The sequence below is a fragment of the endosymbiont of Galathealinum brachiosum genome, from assembly GCA_003349885.1.
Classification (GTDB): Bacteria; Pseudomonadota; Gammaproteobacteria; order SZUA-229; family SZUA-229; genus SZUA-229.
Genome location: QFXC01000011.1, coordinates 519,412 through 537,876, shown reverse-complemented (window position 1 = coordinate 537,876; position 18,465 = coordinate 519,412). Strand labels below are relative to the sequence as shown.

Annotated in this window: 21 protein-coding genes; 9 read left to right on the top strand and 12 right to left on the bottom strand. The window is 38.8% G+C overall.

Features of this window, described 5'->3' with window-relative positions:
* Positions 1-9 precede the first annotated feature (9 nt).
* From DIZ80_10910 to DIZ80_10900, 3 genes are all read right to left on the bottom strand, one after another.
* On the bottom strand, positions 10-2,214 hold the full coding sequence (locus tag DIZ80_10910; protein ID RDH82778.1) for a hypothetical protein: 2,205 nt from the start codon (positions 2,212-2,214) through the stop codon (positions 10-12).
* A 121-nt stretch (positions 2,215-2,335) separates the two neighbouring features.
* Entirely contained in the window at positions 2,336-4,357 is a 2,022-nt protein-coding gene (locus tag DIZ80_10905) for a hypothetical protein (protein ID RDH82777.1), read from the bottom strand.
* A 51-nt stretch (positions 4,358-4,408) separates the two neighbouring features.
* Positions 4,409-5,002: a hypothetical protein gene (locus DIZ80_10900; protein RDH82776.1), complete on the bottom strand. Its 594-nt coding sequence runs from the start codon at positions 5,000-5,002 to the stop codon at positions 4,409-4,411.
* 310 nt (positions 5,003-5,312) lie between these two features.
* On the opposite strand from DIZ80_10900, the gene DIZ80_10895 reads away from it, so the two are divergent.
* The 3 genes from DIZ80_10895 to DIZ80_10885 all read left to right on the top strand — a co-directional run bounded on the left by DIZ80_10895 (position 5,313) and on the right by DIZ80_10885 (position 8,072).
* Positions 5,313-6,575, top strand: a complete 1,263-nt coding sequence (locus DIZ80_10895) for a hypothetical protein (protein ID RDH82775.1) — start codon at positions 5,313-5,315, stop codon at positions 6,573-6,575.
* 362 nt (positions 6,576-6,937) lie between these two features.
* Positions 6,938-7,261 (top strand): hypothetical protein, encoded by a 324-nt coding sequence (locus DIZ80_10890; protein ID RDH82774.1) that lies wholly within the window; start codon positions 6,938-6,940, stop codon positions 7,259-7,261.
* Between the two features lie 49 nt (positions 7,262-7,310).
* Positions 7,311-8,072, top strand: a complete 762-nt coding sequence (locus DIZ80_10885) for a hypothetical protein (GenBank protein ID RDH82773.1) — start codon at positions 7,311-7,313, stop codon at positions 8,070-8,072.
* A 41-nt stretch (positions 8,073-8,113) separates the two neighbouring features.
* Here DIZ80_10885 and DIZ80_10880 read toward each other — a convergent pair whose 3' ends face one another.
* Together DIZ80_10880 and DIZ80_10875 are read right to left on the bottom strand one after the other, a co-directional pair.
* Complete coding sequence (locus DIZ80_10880) at positions 8,114-8,776, bottom strand: partition-related protein (protein RDH82772.1); 663 nt, start codon at positions 8,774-8,776, stop codon at positions 8,114-8,116.
* 49 nt (positions 8,777-8,825) lie between these two features.
* A complete protein-coding gene (locus DIZ80_10875) occupies positions 8,826-9,197 on the bottom strand; it encodes a hypothetical protein (protein ID RDH82771.1) in 372 nt (123 codons plus the stop codon).
* 113 nt (positions 9,198-9,310) lie between these two features.
* Between DIZ80_10875 and DIZ80_10870 the strand changes: the two genes are divergently transcribed.
* Genes DIZ80_10870 through dsrH form a run of 4 tightly spaced genes read left to right on the top strand, consistent with a single transcriptional unit; the run spans position 9,311 to position 10,753 of the window.
* Positions 9,311-9,649, top strand: coding sequence for a 4a-hydroxytetrahydrobiopterin dehydratase (locus DIZ80_10870; protein RDH82770.1), 339 nt, complete (start codon positions 9,311-9,313; stop codon positions 9,647-9,649).
* Positions 9,650-9,672: 23 nt separating this feature from the next.
* Positions 9,673-10,029: a sulfurtransferase complex subunit TusD gene (gene tusD / locus DIZ80_10865; protein ID RDH82769.1), complete on the top strand. Its 357-nt coding sequence runs from the start codon at positions 9,673-9,675 to the stop codon at positions 10,027-10,029.
* Between the two features lie 9 nt (positions 10,030-10,038).
* Positions 10,039-10,437 (top strand): sulfurtransferase TusC, encoded by a 399-nt coding sequence (locus DIZ80_10860; GenBank protein RDH82768.1) that lies wholly within the window; start codon positions 10,039-10,041, stop codon positions 10,435-10,437.
* 22 nt (positions 10,438-10,459) lie between these two features.
* On the top strand, positions 10,460-10,753 hold the full coding sequence (dsrH, locus tag DIZ80_10855; GenBank protein RDH82767.1) for a sulfurtransferase complex subunit TusB: 294 nt from the start codon (positions 10,460-10,462) through the stop codon (positions 10,751-10,753).
* A gap of 88 nt (positions 10,754-10,841) precedes the next feature.
* Here dsrH and DIZ80_10850 read toward each other — a convergent pair whose 3' ends face one another.
* The 5 genes from DIZ80_10850 to DIZ80_10830 form a co-directional block, all read right to left on the bottom strand.
* On the bottom strand, positions 10,842-11,072 hold the full coding sequence (locus DIZ80_10850) for a hypothetical protein (GenBank protein RDH82766.1): 231 nt from the start codon (positions 11,070-11,072) through the stop codon (positions 10,842-10,844).
* A gap of 42 nt (positions 11,073-11,114) precedes the next feature.
* Positions 11,115-12,317, bottom strand: coding sequence for a hypothetical protein (locus DIZ80_10845; protein RDH82765.1), 1,203 nt, complete (start codon positions 12,315-12,317; stop codon positions 11,115-11,117).
* A gap of 313 nt (positions 12,318-12,630) precedes the next feature.
* Complete coding sequence (locus tag DIZ80_10840; protein ID RDH82764.1) at positions 12,631-13,026, bottom strand: DUF2384 domain-containing protein; 396 nt, start codon at positions 13,024-13,026, stop codon at positions 12,631-12,633.
* Positions 13,027-13,089: 63 nt separating this feature from the next.
* A complete protein-coding gene (locus DIZ80_10835) occupies positions 13,090-14,097 on the bottom strand; it encodes an ABC transporter permease (GenBank protein RDH82763.1) in 1,008 nt (335 codons plus the stop codon).
* Complete coding sequence (locus tag DIZ80_10830; protein ID RDH82762.1) at positions 14,094-14,993, bottom strand: ABC transporter ATP-binding protein; 900 nt, start codon at positions 14,991-14,993, stop codon at positions 14,094-14,096. The genes DIZ80_10835 and DIZ80_10830 overlap by 4 nt, the downstream gene beginning before the upstream one ends.
* 263 nt (positions 14,994-15,256) lie before the next feature.
* Here DIZ80_10830 and DIZ80_10825 point away from each other — a divergent pair, with 263 nt between their 5' ends.
* Together DIZ80_10825 and DIZ80_10820 are read left to right on the top strand one after the other, a co-directional pair.
* The gene (locus DIZ80_10825) at positions 15,257-16,747 is read left to right on the top strand and encodes a hypothetical protein (protein ID RDH82761.1); all 1,491 of its coding nucleotides are present in this window, start codon (positions 15,257-15,259) and stop codon (positions 16,745-16,747) included.
* Between the two features lie 35 nt (positions 16,748-16,782).
* Positions 16,783-17,781 (top strand): hypothetical protein, encoded by a 999-nt coding sequence (locus DIZ80_10820; GenBank protein ID RDH82760.1) that lies wholly within the window; start codon positions 16,783-16,785, stop codon positions 17,779-17,781.
* 77 nt (positions 17,782-17,858) lie between these two features.
* On the opposite strand, the gene DIZ80_10815 is transcribed toward DIZ80_10820, so the two are convergent.
* Complete coding sequence (locus DIZ80_10815; GenBank protein ID RDH82759.1) at positions 17,859-18,134, bottom strand: hypothetical protein; 276 nt, start codon at positions 18,132-18,134, stop codon at positions 17,859-17,861.
* A 56-nt stretch (positions 18,135-18,190) separates the two neighbouring features.
* Positions 18,191-18,418, bottom strand: a complete 228-nt coding sequence (locus DIZ80_10810) for a hypothetical protein (GenBank protein RDH82758.1) — start codon at positions 18,416-18,418, stop codon at positions 18,191-18,193.
* Positions 18,419-18,465: the final 47 nt, after the last annotated feature.

Sequence of the window (18,465 nt, the reverse complement as noted above, 5' to 3'; positions counted from 1 at the left end):
GCTAGTTTGTTACTTTTTACAGGTAGACAAAAATTTTGCTGAAGGACTATTACATGGATTTGATGAAAAACTCTTAGCTTCTTCGGGTTTTGTCTGGACTTTATCTTCATCCGCTACTTCATCCGCTACTTCATCAACTACTTCATCAACTACTTCTGACTCTTCTATAAGGCTTTGTTTTTCTTTCAAACGTATTGCGGCCATTTCTTCATCAACTGCAAGAGCTTCTAATCTTATCCGTTCTTTACGAAGCAGCCTAAGACGCTCATTTTCTAACTCAGACTCTTTTCTTTCAGCTGCTAGCTGCATTTCATGTTCTCGTGCCAGTGCCTTAGACTCAGCTAGTTCAGCCTCTCTTATTCGGGCTCTAGCCTGCTGTAATTTCTTATCCGCTCTACGTTGCTGCTCAGCTAATATCTCGGCTGCACGTAACTCGGCTGCACGAATTTCTTCCTGTGCTTTTGCTGCAGTTATCGCTGCATCACGCTCTCTTTCAAGCGCGCGTGTTACGGCTAAAGCTGCATCACGCTCTTTTTGCAATGCTTTAAGCTCACGACTTTCATCCTCTAACTGTAATTGCTGATTTAAGTTTTTCTGTACAGCCTGTTGATCAATATTATCTTTTGATCCAAACATCGTCCAGGCAGCTATCATCATTATAATGGAAGCAACAAACATTCCCCCAACAACGCCAATCACTACCATATTGAATCCCTTATTCGGATTCTCTTCTATATGCACAATCGGATAAACATCGTCATCTTCGTTATCACGCTTTCTACGTGACATATATGGTGCTATTTCTTCAACATCCTCTTTTCGCCTTCCCATTTCAGGGGCATTATGGCTAAGGATATCTTCTGGTGAGCTTTCACCAGACCCGCTTTCCTGATCCTGATCAACTGGCTCTTTAAACGTCTCATCTGATCTCGCCTGCTCAGGCTCTTTAACGTCAGACGCAACTTGCTGATCTGTATCATCCTCTAATTCAGCCGCATCTAACTCTTCAATTACTTCTTCCGCTTCAGACAGCACAGCCTTTATCGGTGTTACATTAGATTCATCTTTTGAAGTGTCATTAGCCGTATTTCTAATCTGTGCCTTTTCTATACCAGACAAAGACTCTGTATGAGAAACTGGAGCTGTCGACTCAGCACTACCGACCACACTGGCTGTCTGTTGACTGGCTTGCTGAAGTAATTCAGCTGATTTCTCTGCTCTATCTTCTTCGTTAACTGGTGGCTCAGCAACTACGACCTTTTTTTCTGTTTTTTCATAAGCAGCACTCTGCTCACTTATTTTCTGATCACTTTGTGTAATCGGCACATCAACTAATGGGGCAGGATCCGGGCTATTCTTAGCTGGATTGGAAACCGAACCAGAATGATCCGTGTTAAACGTAGGTATAATGCTATTGCTATGTTGCTCGCGCACTACGTCATGTACTAATTGTTCGCTTATTTCTTCGCTTTGCTCAGCAAAACCATATACAAGTGCTGTATCACAAAGAAGGTTAATTAGTCGCGGTGTCCCACCACTGTATTTAAATATTGCTTCACAGGCGGCATCCGTGAAAATCGTATTTTCAGTGCCCGCAACCTTTAGTCGGTGATGAATATAAGCATTTGTTTCCTCAACACTCAGTGATTCAAGGTAATAATCTACGGCTATACGCTGCGCAAACTGCATTAACTCAGGCTGGCGTAAAGTTTCACGCAGTGCAGGTTGCCCCGCCAGAATAACCTGTAACACCTGATCTTTATCTGAATTAATATTCGACAACATGCGCAGTTCTTCTAATGTATCGGCCTTCATGTTCTGCGCTTCATCAACTATCAAAACTGTGTGTTTATTCTGAGCATACTGTTCAATCAGAAAGTCGATGAACATCTGGTGCATCTGGGCTTTGCTCTTGCCGTCACCATCAATGCCAAATGCCATCAAAACCCAGTTAAGCAATTCACCAAATGAGTGATGGGTATTATTTATAAGACCGACTTTGGTGTCATCACCCAATTCAGTCAAGAGACGTCGAATCAGGGTTGTTTTACCAGCCCCTGTATCACCACAGATTACGCTAAAGCCAGCCTGATTCATCATGCCATATTCAAGAAGCGTCAACGCCCGTTGATGTTTAGGACTCAGATATAAATAGTCCGGATCAGGTAATAATGTAAATGGCTTTTCCGTAAGCCCATAAAAAGATTCATACATGGTGGTGACAAGCTCCCGACTTGTATTCTTTCGTTTATTTCTATTAACAGATCAATAATGTCTGTCATTGACTTAAAAGACAAACAGTTAATGCTAATATACTTATTTTAATTAGAAAATATTATATACTCTGCCACGTTTTCCAGTCTGCTTTATTCTCTGATATATGAAATAAAGCAGCAACAACATGACGGTCATATAATGATTCAGACTGTTCTAGAAGGATATTCATTACTTCTTTTACATCACGGCCTTCTCGATACGCTCGCGAACTAGCCATTGCGACGAATGCATTTGCTACAGCCAGGATTCGTGATTCAAGCATAATATCATTACCTGTTATACCTTTAGGATACCCACTGCCATCAAGTCGTTCATTTTTCTGTGAAATTATATCAACAACAGGTCCATTAAACGAAAGCCCTGACAATATATCAACAGCATACTCAATATGCTTTTTCAATTGTTTAGACTCATCATCTGACAATGCTTCCATTTTAATCAGGATCTCCTTCGGCACGAATAACTTACCTATATTGGCAAGTAAAGACGCCATTTCAAGAGACTCTAACTGAATATTAGTTAAATCCATTTCTTTAGCTATTTCTACTGCAACATCACGCGTACGCTCAGAATGATTGATACAAAACGGATCATGCAAATCTACCGCTTTAACTAAAGTTTGAATAATCCCTTGCCCCAGTTGTTCACGTTTTTCCTGCTCCTGCTTTAACTCGCTTATATCGTGCAATACATATAAAGTTGCACTTTGATGCGCACCCGACTCCAGCCGAGTAGATGACACATGGTATACACGCTCACTGGCCTCTATCTGTAACGCCATAACACATGCTTTACTATCTTCACATGAACTATTAACTAATGATTCTGCCGTTTCCTTTCCAAGCACACTGGTTATGTGCTTTGATCTTATTTCATCAACATCCAGCGACAAGGCTTTTGCAAATGCAATATTTATAAAAATAATTTTTGAATCATGATCCAGTAAAAGAATATTATCTTTTATATTATCCGTAACAGCATCTAGCAAAACTGTTCTAACTTCAAGCTCATCACTCAAAGACTGTAAACGCAAACTGGTACTGTGACGCCAGATTGCAACAAACGCGGCTGCGACTCCAATCACAAACAATATAAATGTTGTTATTAAAAACTCCTGATGTTTGTTCGATTCAGCTAACGCTTCAGAAGAAGAAATTTTCTGCACTAACCCCCAGGGGCTATTCTTGATTTTACGACCCGTCACCAGTACGTCATTTCCTCTATAATCCTTGATTTCTTTAAAACCACCCGGGTTATGATACGCATAAGATGCGGCTAACTGATTGTTATTATCAGGAAGACGATAAAACAGTTTAAACTCGCCTTTCACCGGACTTAAGAAAACAAGGCTTGGTCCATCTCTTTTAACAAGCAATGTTTCATCAGAAATCGTTACACTTTGTTTGTTTTTTAATATAGAAAATAGATTCTTTTGTGGATCCAGCAACAGCATAACTGCGCCAACAGGATTCACTGCTTCAAGATCCTGAATCTGAAATACAGGTATTATGTAACCATAAACCGGTTGTTTATTTTCCCCCGCATATAAATCTATTATCAGCGACTTTGCTGTCGAATATACTTTATCTATAACACCGCTATGTATATCAACATTATCTGGAAAACCTTTTGTAGACATAACAAGCTGGCGATTTGCATCTAAAATCGCTAGTCCATAATCACTTGAATTATTTTTATTTATCGCGCTTATATTTTCTGCAAAGCCAAAACGATCCGCGCTTGCTCGTAATAAGTTTCTTACGTGCCCCTGCTCAGCGCCCAATACATTTTTATCAACTTCATCACGATTATTATATGCCGAAAGATATAATCTTAAACTGGCATTTTCCGCCAGTTTATTCAACTGGATTTTCCTCAATCCAATCCAGTCTTCAACAGCCGCCGCGCGTATCTCAGCCAGTAAAGCTAATCGGGTTTTCCAGTTTATTAAATCACGACTTCTCTCTTTTTCTGCATACTCAAAAATCAACCACAAACTTATCGCGACAAAAAACACCAGAAAAATACTTGCCAGCAAGGGAGGGGAATTTGTTTTTTTTGAAGTTCTTTTATCTTTCATACATTTATCTTATAAATACTTTAGCAAGCTAAACAACAGATTAATTTCGCATTATTGTTGCGGCAAAAACATCCACCACTTATTTTCATTCACTGCATAAACCGGCACATAATGTACAATATGTTTATGTGACACAACCTCATCCACCTGATTATCCATTATCAAAATATCATTTTTAGTGTGCAATGCTAAAACAGCATGAGGTGTTCTCAAGTTTGTATCCTGCAATACTACCAACCTAATACCCTTCATATTAAAACCTAACATTTTTAATGAGAGCATTTTAGTTATTGCATAATCTTCACAGTCACCATTATTGTATAAAAACTCTCTGGGAGTCGCCCAGTAATCTTTAACACCGTAATTTTCTATATCTAAAATATAGTCATGCTCATTGGCATAAAGATTAACCTTATTTATCTGCTGCATTTTTGAAAGATGCCGAATGCTTTTCAGAAAACTTAACCAGTTTTTCACATGACAACTATCCAGCCGACTACTTTCACAATTACCCTCTGGCGCACTTTCTTTGATATTTCGTTCTAAGACAGATAACCATTGAGGAAACATCTTTAAATTTTCACGTTCATTTTCCTGATATCCAAAAAGCCCTGCCAAAGCAATATCTGGAATCACAACAAACAACAAACTCAAAAAATGTAGTAAATATTTACTTTTTTGCCTCAAACTTGCGCCTTCTTTACGTAGATCAACAACTCATACCTGCTTAAGCTAATTACCGTTAAATATAATAGCCTAAGGACGCTTTTAAAAATAGCTTATAGCTAGCGACGGGCTTTAATATCAATTTTTCATGTATATACCACCTGATTCATCTGCCCACACTTAATTAGTACACCCCCCCATATGGGATAAGAATCACGGTTTTCCTTGTAAAAACACCTAAAAAACGTCAATATCACGAAAAATTACTTATTGTATTGAGGATATTTAAATGATCAGGAGAATTCTGGTATCAGCCTGTTTATCTACAGCGCTTCTCGCACCACCTGTCTACGCTGAAGAAGCCGTAGATCCGGAGACTTTATTTAACGAAGCGATGCGTTATCGTCAGGATGGTGAGTTATTCAAATCCATTGAAATATTTGAAACTATTTTAAGTAATCAGCCAGGCCTTAATCGTGCGCGTCTGGAACTCGCCATCTCTTATCACCTGACACGTCGTTATCAAGATGCAAAAGATGAATTAACCACTGTTTTAAATGACCCGGAAACACCTGATGAAGTTAAATTATCTATAACCGCTTATTTAGCTCAATTATCAGGTGATATAAAAACAGCTGCTCAACGATCTACCTCTTCCATGTATATTTCTGCTGGTATGTTTACTGATTCAAATATCAATCTGGGCCCTGGCAAAGATATAACCGGCGTCACACCAGAAACACTCGAGCAAAGTGGTAGTGGTGGCCAGTTCATGTTCACTTATTCACACCGCTCAAGAGCGAGTCAGGCCTTACACATGGGCGGCTCCATAGTTGATTTTGAATGGCATACTCAGGCAACGGCTTTCAGCAGAGTTTATGGCTCAGATGATACTGACTTCAATTTATCTGTATTAACCTTAAACACCGGTCCTGCACTAATAGCTGAAGAAAAATGGCGTGCTGCTTTGAATTTTAAAATTGACAAGCTCATATTTGGCAAGGAAGACTATGCCCAATATATAGGCATTAATCCTTTAGCGACCTACAGCATCACAAAAGACCTTGAAATCACTTTCGAAAACAAAACATCAATTCGGGAATATGATCAGCCGGAAGATCAGGGACTCAGGGGCACCATGACAACATGGAATATTGACCTTGCAAAATTCTTTGAACGCCAGTCAATAGGGATTCAGGGGGGCATCAGGTATCACGATAATGGTGCAGTTGATGGCACACTTCACTACACAGGTGCCGAATATTATCTCGGTGGACAGATGCCCGCCTGGGATGATGCGCTGGCTTATTTAACTGCCAGTAGCCGAGACTACAAATATAAAGCCATAGATACAGCCAATAGCTTTACTGAAATACGTGATGAAACAGAATTACTTGTTGTATTAGGGGTGAGTCATGATTTCCGCACAGGCTTATTGAGATCATGGACACTAAATGCTCAATATACATTTACTAATAATGATTCAAATATAGCAGAAACCGAATATGACAGAGATACCTATGCGCTAAATATGCGCCGCTATTTCTTCTAATATACATGCCCTGTAAATATTACCGACACTATAATCAAGTCATTGTCGGTAGTATTTACAATACAGGCAAGTACAAATCATTTTGAATTTAACAGCTCATCTAAAAAAACAAACTTCACGCTTAAACATTCGCTTTATTATCAATTAGTTACATAAATATCCCTCAGCGCCCCCTCGAATGGGGTATGGACAGGCATTTTACGATAACTATAATCTTCCAAATCTGGGATAGAAGCCCACAGAAATAACGGATTAAATGCATTTCAATTCTATTGAACACAAGTGACTGTTTACGTTAGGTTTTATATTTATCGGCATCGTATTTGCTTTTAATTCTTTCTATATCAATAAGGTTTAAGAATATGAAAAGAATATATTTATTAGCAATCGCATTACTTGTACCCATGCATGCATCAGCAATAGAGCAGGACTCTGTATACACATGGGGGAAATGGTCTGAGGGACTTAAACCTGCTGCTGGCCCTGTTGCCAGAGTAACGCCTCCACCAGCTAAAACACCTAACGTTAACTTCCGCCCAAATGAGAATTCGGCATTTCTGCGTGAAGCAATACTGACACCTAACACTATTGCCGGGTTCAGCAATATAGATGCATCTACGCCCGTTATCTCTGCCCCACCAACTCCTGTAACACTACCGCCGCCGCCACCGGCGCCTTTTCAGTAGAACCTCAATACTGAAAATTTAAATTATAAAAAAATTAAGAGTAAAGAAAATGAACATTAACGTTATTTTAAAACCCGTTTTGTTATTTGCAGCACTTGCTGCAGGCTCACAGGTTAATGCTGCAAGTATTGGCTCATATGCATTTGAAGATAATGCTGTTGCCGATCAACTCATTTCAGGTCAGGGCACAGCATACAACGGCACATCCTGGTACGCAGGAAACAGAGATAGTAACTCATGGCTAACATACACTGGTCAGGCCTGGGCTAACACCAATACACCTAACGATACTACAGATTCTGACCTGTCCACGTCTTTAGCAGCAATGCAAGGTGCCGGCAGCCTGTCTCTGGAATTAGACTTTAGCCAAACTTTCGCCCTGAATGGTAATGGCGATGATCTTGCCTTCTTTTTTATCTGGGACCAGACACAAAATGATGCAACCGTTTCTATAAATGGTGTAAGCCAGGCATTAACTGTCTCCAATGTTTTCAGCACGTCAGGCACAGAACAGGTTGCTAATCGCGTTGACTGGGATGGCTCAACTTATTCAAATGTTCGGTTAATGGCCGCTTCAATAGATTTATCTGATTTTGATATTTCACTGGGGGAAACGCTAAACGAGTCTTTGTTTATTGATTTGCAGGCAAACTCAACTAGCCCAATGGCATTATCATTAACAGCTGCTTTGAATTCTTCTATAACAAGTATATCTCCACCCGTTACGCCTGTTCCATTACCACCCGCCTTCTTACTGCTCCTGTCTGGAATCACTGGACTAGGCCTCATAAGCAGAAGAAAAAAGAAATAAGATTTATAATAAAAAAGCCAGCTTTAAGCTGGCTTTTTTATTTATAAATTCTGATCATTCCTGTCCAGCCACTCAACTATACCTTTCCAGTGCGTTCTATCCAGATACACATTTTTACCCTTTAATTCATGTATCCCCATACCCTCTTCAGTCGCACGTAAATAATTCTGCGTATCCCTTAATCTAGCAACTACTGGTATATTTAATGAACTTAAAAAACGCTCTAAAGATTGAAAAGCAACCGTATTTTTTCTAACCCGATTTGCCACAATGCCGATACTGGTCTGATTTAATCGAACCTTAACATCAAGCAGCAAATCACGAATAAAATCAGCTGTAGCAAAAATATCCAGAGGGGAAGGTAGAACAGGTATTAGAATTTTATCTGCGCCTTTTAATTGCTCCTTGAGCTCCGGGCCTTTTAATCCCGGTGGCGTATCTATAATAACCCGTTCTGTTTCTGCCGGTAATCGCAATTGCCAGCTCATGGTAACTGCTTTGGCTGAATTTTTATGCGCAACCACACCATATATATCCGACATATCACCTTCCCGAAGCTTCAACCAGCGCATACTTGAACCCTGAGGATCATAATCAAATAATGCGGTATTAAATCCTTTAGATGCATAATAGCTCGCCAGATTGGTGGAGACTGTCGTCTTACCACACCCACCTTTAGTATTAATTACAACTATACGCTTCATTGCTGATATCTATCCTTAACCAGTTAACCTAAGCCATAAATTTTAAAATCTATTCTGTCTTACTTCGCGCACCATATTCATGGCATCCGGGCTGTAATCGCTTATATTTTCTAATCATAATTATAGTACGCTCTAGCGTAGCCATATCAATGACATTAAGATTTAAAGCAACTTCAAGTTCATGTCTACCGTCAATAATTTCAATTTTTATAAATTGCTTTGGATCATCAGAAACCTGATTATTCAACGAACAATCTTCCACCGTTCTAATGCAGGCGTGCCATACCACAGGCATACCATTAAGTAGCCCTTCAAACTCTAGCTCTACTTTTACGGCTGGCAGTCTATTTCTTAATAAAAATGGCTTGCCACCTGACTTTAGTTTGTCACGAAATTCTTCCACCTCGGCCATATATTTCATTGTCATCTTTTCTTTAAATTCGTTTTTTTCTAATTTTCTACTAATATATTAAAGGGCATTTCTAATAATAAAAAGCGACTTATATGCTCCCTTTAGAATAAAGAGACCTTCTCATGATCACTTTAACTGAACAGTCATTAAAAACTTGCGACAAAGATAGTTTAGCACTGTCTACAATAGAAATTGAAAAACACCTGAGGGAACTCAACGGCTGGACTCTTAATTACCAGCAAGACAGCCAAAAAATAATAAAAAATTACAAATTTAAAGATTTCAGGTCAGCCATGAAATTTGCCAATATGGTGACCGACCTTGCTGAAGAAGAGAACCACCATCCCTGCATTTGTATTGAATGGGGAACAGTAAATTTAAGCTGGTGGACACATAGCCTGTCAGGCTTATTTATTAACGATTTTATTATGGCTGCGCGATGCGACAAAGCGTACCAGTAATTTTATAACTAAGGGGTTTTATAATGAAATTAACCATTTTAATTCAGGAGGGACCATACAATCATCAGGCTGCTGATAGCGCCTATCAATTTGTACAGTCTGCTATAAAGAAGGGACACGAGATAACTGGCATATTTTTTTATCATGATGGTGTAAACAATGTTACCAAAATGATGGAGCCACCCCAGGATGACCGGCACATTTCAAATCGCTGGTCAGAAGTTGGCAGTCAGGGAGTTGATATTGTAGTTTGTATTGCAGCTGCAAAGCGTAGAGGAATGACCGAAGATATTCTAATAGAAAACACACGTATTTCTGGGCTAGGCCAGCTGGCGAATATGATACAAAACTCTGACCGATTAGTTACTTTTGGTGATTAAGGAGAAAAAATGTCTGATGCTCACAAACTTATGATCACATTACGTAAAGCCCCTCATGGAACCATTTATGTACAGGAGGCTATAGAGGTGATGTTTATCATGGCTTCTTTTGAAATGGATTTATCTATCGTTTTTATTGATGATGGTGTTTTCTCAGTTAAAAAAGGACAGGACACTAAAGACCTGGGAATTAAAGGATTCAGCGCATCATTGGGCGCCCTTGCTGACTGGGATGTTAAAAACGTATATGTAGACTCTGATTCACTTAAAGATAGAAATATTTCTACAGATCAACTCATCTCTGTTGGTGAAGATGATGAAACAGAAGAAACTGTTTATCCCAGAGCACTGTCTACAGATCAACTAAAAGAAATGATGAAACAGCAGGATACTATTTTATCTTTTTAAAACAATATTTTGAGAAATATTTATGTTACATACTATTAATAAATCCCCCTTTAACACATCAAGCCTGGAAAGCTGCATACGTTTTGTAAGTGCTGACGATGTAGTCCTGTTATTTGAAGACGCTGTTTATGCCGCCACAGGTAACACTAACAAATCTTATCTTGTTGAATCATTACTAAAAACCTGCAAGGTATATGCACTTAGTGCCGACATTAAAGCACGAGGAGTTGATGATTTAATTGCAGGAGTTGAAACCACAGATTATGATGGGTTCGTCGACCTGGTTGAAGCGCATAATGTGCAGGCCTGGCTTTAATATAAACTTACACATGAAAAGAAAGTTAAGAATGATACGATCAAGCTACTCTGTCCATAAATCAGACAGAAGTAGCTGAAATCTTTATTTACGCTTTCTTAATATAAAAATGAAACTCGCCGCCACTTTCAGTTTGCTCTAGCAATTCATCATCTAAAGACTCTAATAAAATCTCTAAATCCTGCACTGAGGCAGGATCAGTTGCGATCACATGCAAAACATCACCTGATGCAACTCCTTTCAACGCTTTCTTGGCTTTCATTACCGGCATAGGGCAACTAAGGTTCCTTGCATCAACTTCTACTTGAAAATCTGTCATGAAATTACTCCAATATTTTTTATAATTTAAAATTAAATTTTATTAAGGTTCTTCTAACCTTCGAACTGACTCAGGTAAACATTTAAAATCTACCAGCGTACTAATAAATGCCCCGATAAAACTGGCTTCTTCTTCATAAGCCATTTTGTAATATGTGATCTTAATTGTCAGCGCTGCAGAAAAAATAATTGAACCCAGCACAAGCAATGATCCAAAAGCCAGAGTAGAAACACCTGTTATACCCTGCCCAATGGTACATCCCATACCTAATACACCACCAACTCCCATTAAGATTCCGCCAATTAAGTGTTTAATAAAATCTTCTTTTGAAGAAAAAGCACTTATACGAAATTTGCCGGCTATCAATGAATAAATTAATGAACCTAATATTACACCTAGTAATGCTACGACTCCAAAACTAATCAAAAGCAAGTTGCCGGGATCCATTAGGTACGCAAGCGTATCACCCATCGGATTTATAAATGTATACGACTGAACACCAACACCAACTGGTCTCTCATCCAGCCACTCAACCGTTTCAATAGCTTCCTGCCCCATGCTACCACCTGTTACATACCAGGCCATAACGATCATTAAACCAATAATGCCAGCACCAGCCATTAACTGTCTGTTTTTTCTGAAATGCTTAGAACGTAATGCCAGGTATAAAAAAGTAGCACCTAATAAAGCACCAACAATATTATGAATACTTGTCGAAGGCTCCATACCTGTTAAAGCAGAAATTAAATGATCAATAGACTGGTTCTGAATTTCAAAGTCAGCAAGGTTAATACTCGTAGCACTCACCCAGCTATGAAAGAACATTTCATAGAAAGACGTTTTAGTCATCAGGTAAGCCATTATTGATGCTATCAATAAAACAAACAATGAACGAAGACTTCCCCCTCCGATATTTACCAGTGTCTTATTTCCACAACCTCCGGCAAGTACCATACCTATACCAAACATAAGACCACCCACTATATATCTAAGCCAGGCAAAATTAGCCGTTAGAAAAGGCGGCAAAGTACTCTCGACAGAAACATCATTGAAACTTTGAAGAAAAAGAACACCGAAAACTGCAATAGCGATAGAGAAAAACCAGGCACTTAATCGAGCAGTATTGCCCATATTAATCCAGTCAGAAACCCCACCCATGGTGCAGTAATTTGTTTTATGAGCAACAAAACCCATTACCAGAGCGCCTACAAAGCCCAATAATAGAATAGTAGTTGTTATTTCCATTATAGATTACCCAATTACGTGAAATAGACAGTGCCAACAATCCCGTTAAGCACAAATCAGAAATTTAAAAAATTATTATTAGTATGGAAAAGAGTATAGACAGGAGAAAAGATAATTGCCGGTGATTTAATCAAGAATTTAAACAATATCTCGCTTCACAGCAACGATGCGAACGAAAAAGCTGTAGATAATGCCATTAATCACTCTGCCTAACCCAGAAAGGCCGATGGTTACTTTAAAAAACATACTCGTAACGCTAATCACATGCTCTTTAATGCAGAGATGAGCCTTCCCGGGATAAAAAGCAAAATGGTTATTTAGCACTTAGCTCCCAGGCGTATGAGCAATCCAGTTCGGCTAATACGCTATCTACCCCTGTATTACCCTCTTCAACCAGCACCTGAAGCGGTGGACGGTTTTGAAAACGACGATGCGGTTTTTTCATCCAACGAGCACCCATCATTTCATTTTTCGGATAGGTTGTGCGTAAAGCATCAATAATACCCAGAATACGAATTGCCCTGAACTCAACGTTATCATCATTTGGCAACGGAGTATTTTCATGAAATGCACGTAATTTACGCGTACGAACACCTTCTGGCAGATTTAGAACAGTTACCTGATCTGCGGCACAAAGCCCCCATTCATCCAGACTACTCATAATTTTTTGCGTTAGCAGAACCTGTCGTTCTTCACTTAAATGAAACATGTTTTAACCTCAATACAATATCTGCTACGCAAATACACTTTTCTGGGGGAGAGTATATGACTTTCATTCCCAACGGAATAAAAGCACACCTAGCAGTAAAAAAATAACACTCATAACGAGTAGAGAAACCAGATTTGGCAATATAGCTAACAGGCCGACTCCGTCCAGCATTATACCACGCGCTGCATGGGTTATGTGAGTAAGAGGGAATATCAGTGCCATCTTTTGAACCCAGGGATGAAGCCCTTCCAGTGAAAACCAGACGCCAGATAAGAACATCATAGGCCAGGAAAGCATATTTAACAGCCCTCCCGCCATTTCTTCTGATTTAACGCGCGCAGCCACTATCAACCCCATACTGATCATAGAAAAGGCTCCCAGCACATATACTATGAATAAATTGACATAACTTCCATGCATAGCGAAGCCAATTAAGAGGTCACAACCAATAAATACGGCCGTGGTAATGACCATAATCAGCCACAACCTGGATACTACCTGAGCAGATAGAAACTCCAATGCACTTAATGGGGTTGCTTTAAGCCGTTTAAGCACGCCATTTTTTCGATATCGAACAACAACATAACCCACGCCAAACAGGGCACTAAACATCATATTCATACCGAGTACACCGGGAATGAGCCAGTCAACGTAACGTATCTGTTTACCTTGCACTAACTGCTTCTGATACCCTGCACCACCACTGCCTGATAATACTTTCTCTATCATATAACCTGATGGAGAGCTGTCATTCACCCAATAACGCCGCTCTTTTGCATCTAACAGCATATCTAACTGATGCCGTTTCACTTTATCAATAGCCGAATTTTTATCAGCTACCACTATCGGTATAAACTGTATGTACTCAGACCTGTAGAAATCGAGTTGCGCATCATCAGTCTGATTTACAACCCCCACTTTATACTGAGTTAACTGATCTCCGGTAAATGCAAAAGCAAAACCAAAGATAATTAATAATGGAAATATGACATTCCAGGCGAGCGCACTTCTATCACGCAAAAACTCCCTGTCTCTCGCCCTCAACACACTAATAAATCGACTCCATTTCATTGCCTGAGCCCCTTACCTGTCAGCTCAAGAAACAAATCTTCTAGCGTTCGCTCTCTTATCTGTAAGCCATTCAGCGAAATATCTGCTGCGAGCAGCAATTCAATTGCCTGATTCACGTCTGAAGTACATATTTCAATCTGCTTCTGCTCGCAACTAAAACTAAGCACTCCTCTGCTATTTAGCCGCTCAAGTAACATTTCAAGAGCAGTAGAATAAGGCATCTGTATCACAACATCATTGAAATGCTCTGACAGCAAATCATCCGGTGTGCCTTCAGCTATTATTTCACCATGGTCCATAATGATAATTTTGTCACAAAGCTCATAAGCCTCCTCCATATAATGGGTAGTCAGCACGACTGTCTTATTTTGCTGTTTAATCTTCTCAATTAATCGCCAGAAATTATGACGTGCCTGCGGATCCAGCCCTGTTGTCGGCTCATCAAGAAAAATAATCTCCGGATCATTCACCATTGCAATAGCCAGCAATACGCGCTGGCGCTGGCCACCACTTAAACTTGCTGTATCCTGATCTAAAAAACCGTTTAATGCACAGTCCGTAATAATTTGCTCTAAATTTGATACTTTCGGGTATAACTGTTGAAATAGCTCAAGAGACTCACGCACGGTTATGAAGTCCTGCAGTGCGGTAGACTGAAACATAATGCCCGCCCTGTTTTTAAACTCGGAATCCAGCGATTTTCCACGGTACAGTATACTTCCCTTATCTGGACTTTTAATACCTTCCAGCATCTCTACTGTAGTAGTCTTACCCGCACCATTTGGACCTAACAGGCCAAGACAAATTCCTTCTGGCACGTCGAAACTAATACCATTAACCGCTTTTAACCGATTAAATTGCTTATATAACTGATTTACCTGAAGTATTGGCTGCATAGAACGAATTCTGTAAATAGGGCATATAGAAACATTCTAGACAAGAAATGGAACAAACTGGGATATTTTTACTCTAACGAGAATCAGACAAAAAACGGACAGGGACAAACCATCTCCCCTGTCCAACTTTGCTGGCTTGCAAATATTAAGACGAATTTATTTTAAATTAGTTCAAACTATTTCAAATAATTAATAGAAACCTGTTCATACCCAGACATGCTATGATTTCAGCCGGTTAATATAATTTAGCGAATGAGTAACATTTGGATCAGAACATAAAACAGACACCTGAAAAAAACGATGACAAGCGCTTTAAAATAAGAGTCCCGATTGCCATAAAGCTCGCCATTGCCATTACAATATTAATTGTAAGCGGCATGTCAACGCTCGGATTTATCATACTAGAAAACCAGAAAATGGTTTTGAGCCAGCAAATTAATAATATAGGTTCTGCACTTTCAAGACAGGTTTCAATTAGCGCTGCAGAAATGGTTTTATCAGATGACAATCTTGGCTTACAAACACTGGTAAACAATCTTGTAGACAATAACCAGATAAAAGGCGCTGTGATTATATCTGATCAGAAAAAAATTCTGGCCAATAATGGCTTAACACCCTCTATTAGTTATATTCAGCATCAATTAGGCAATAAAAATACAGCACATATTTTTGAGTGGGCCGCTGTTAAAAACGCTCAAGACAAACTGATATGCTTTGATAGTCCTATCAAGTTCAAGCAGCTTGTCGCTGGACATGTCATTATCACTTTCAGCAAACAGCAAATGGTTCATTCTTTAAAAAACTCTCGTTTCGTAATTATTTTTGCAACACTATTGATGAGCCTGATTGCCATTTTACTTGCCTTTGTTATGAGTCGGCACTTATCCAAGCCTATACATAACCTGGTCGATGCAAGTAAAGCAATTGGCTCTGGTGATTTTGAATACCGTTTAAATGAACGGCGTAATGATGAAATCGGTGAGCTTGCCTGTGCTTTTAACCAGATGGCTCATGGACTATTACAAAAGACACAGGTTGAAGATGTATTTTCACGTTACGTTTCCAGCAATGTTGCAGAAAAAGTTTTGCAAAATCTAAATGATGTAGAACTGGGTGGAAAACACGTTGATGCATCCGTTTTATTTGCTGATATTGTTGGCTTTACCAGTATATCTGAAAAGCTTCCACCAGAAGAAATCGCCAATTTACTCAATGAATATTTTTCACATATATCAAGTATTGCCCAGTTATACAATGGCCACATAGACAAATTTATGGGGGACTGTGCGATGGTTGTCTTTGGCGTACCCGACTCTTCGGATAATCATAGCCTCAACGCTATAAACTGCGCCATTATGATTCGAGAAACCGTTTACCGGCTTAATAAAATACGCCAGAAACAGAATAAAATTCCTATTCATTTTAGAATTGGTGTTAATAGCGGACTCATGATAGCTGGCAATCTTGGATCAAGCGATAGAATGGAATACACTGTAATAGGAGACCCGGTTAATATTGCTTCACGACTCGCAGGCATCGCTGAAAGTGATCAGATCCTCATTCTTGAAGAGTTATACCAACAGAATAATATATCGACACAGATACTGGCTAACAAACATAAAATAATTCGTGTGCGCGGTAAAGAACTGCCTGTATCAACCTGGCTTGTTAATAATATGGTTCCTGAACAGGAAAAAATCATGCAAAAACAACTAGATAATATCTTAAATATTTCTGATGAGACTGATAGTTGAATATTTTAACAAAAAATTGTCAGATTATTATTCTCATGTTTGCATATTTTCTTATGCCAGCCTGCTCACTATTGCATAAAACACCTGAATCACTAGATCATGACTTAAAACAATGGTTAACCCAGAACGAATACGATGAAATTGATAACGCACTACAGAACATTGATAAAAACGATAAAGCATTCAAATCTATTCTGGATAAAACTGAAACTATAGTCGTCAATAAAAATCAATTCATAGAAAAAACCTCCGTTAACGCGCAAAAATTAAAATCATCTAATGATTGGCAACAAGCTCTTAATGTTTATGATGATGCCCTGGAAAAAATTCAGGACGAGCCCAGATTAACCCATGAAAGATCTAACCTGCTTCGCGAAAGAGATGAACAAATTACGGCCCTGAAAAAAGATATGCTCATGAAACGAGCACACTCTTTAATTTCTTATCGAAAAATATATGACAAACTTCATAAACTTATACCCTATGACTATAATGCTCAGTTTGATATAGATCGATACAATGCCGATAGAACTGATGTGGCCAGCCATCTAAAAAGATGTGGCGATCAGGCCAGAAAAAATATGCAATATGAAATAGCTCGAGACTGTTATGCTTTATCAGATAATCTAGCGCCCTCTAAACAAAAACAATTATGGCTTAGTAAAATAAATGCACAGTTAAAAGATAAATCTATAAAAAAACGTCAGAAAGAATTGCTGGATTTATATGAAGTTACATATAATAAACATGAGTACAATAAAGCACAAAGCCACCTTAGTGCTTTGCTTACCGTGACTCCTTCACATGAAAAAGCAAAAGCACTGCTGTCCACACTAAATTCTGAAATTAGTAAACTTGTAGCTAATAAAATATCTTCTGGGAAAACACTTTACAGTGAAAACAAAATAGATGATGCACTAAAAATATGGCAACAGGCCGCTCAACTAGAACCTGAAAACAAAGAGCTAATTCAGTTAATTAATCGTGCTAAAAAAGTAAGCCTGAAAATACAAAGTCTGGAAAAAACTCAGTAACTAACAGAAAAAACCTTAATAACAATTTTTATACCTTTTACTACTAACCAAATAAAACCACTATAATAATTGACTTTTTATGAGACTTTTATTCTTACCACGTTCATCACTTCTATTTCCATCCCTGCTACATTTTCTGTTTCCGTGTAATATGTTAAATTGACCCGCTGCCCTTTCAGGTCTTTATACATCTTTTTACGTTTATATTTAAAAGGCACAGCATAACCTTCAATCATCAGTGTATTAATTATCCATTCACCTGACTCACGCTGCACATGAGACTCAACTTTCATCATGTCACTCTGATTGAGCTTCTGATGTTTTTTTAATAATTTATCTACAGGTGATTTCATAATGTGTATTGTGTCATAGTTAATCTTTTTATATTGAATGATATTGGTTAACTGAATTAGTCATTTTTCAAATGAATGGTAAAGTCTCGAGCCGGACCCTGCTTTGATGCTATCAAGAGCATTGCGGGGACGGTAACTTGCCCTGTCAACTCCTGGTGGTATGGATTAAAGGGACAGAGCTCAAAAAGCGAGGTCTGTCCCCGATAGTTATGTACTGTTGTTCTTATAAATGCTTCAGGCATTTTTTCGAAATAGACTCCCGTCAACGCTCTCCAGTTATCCATACAAATAAAAAAGGCCCCCCTGAAAACAGGGGGGCCTTTTTTATTTG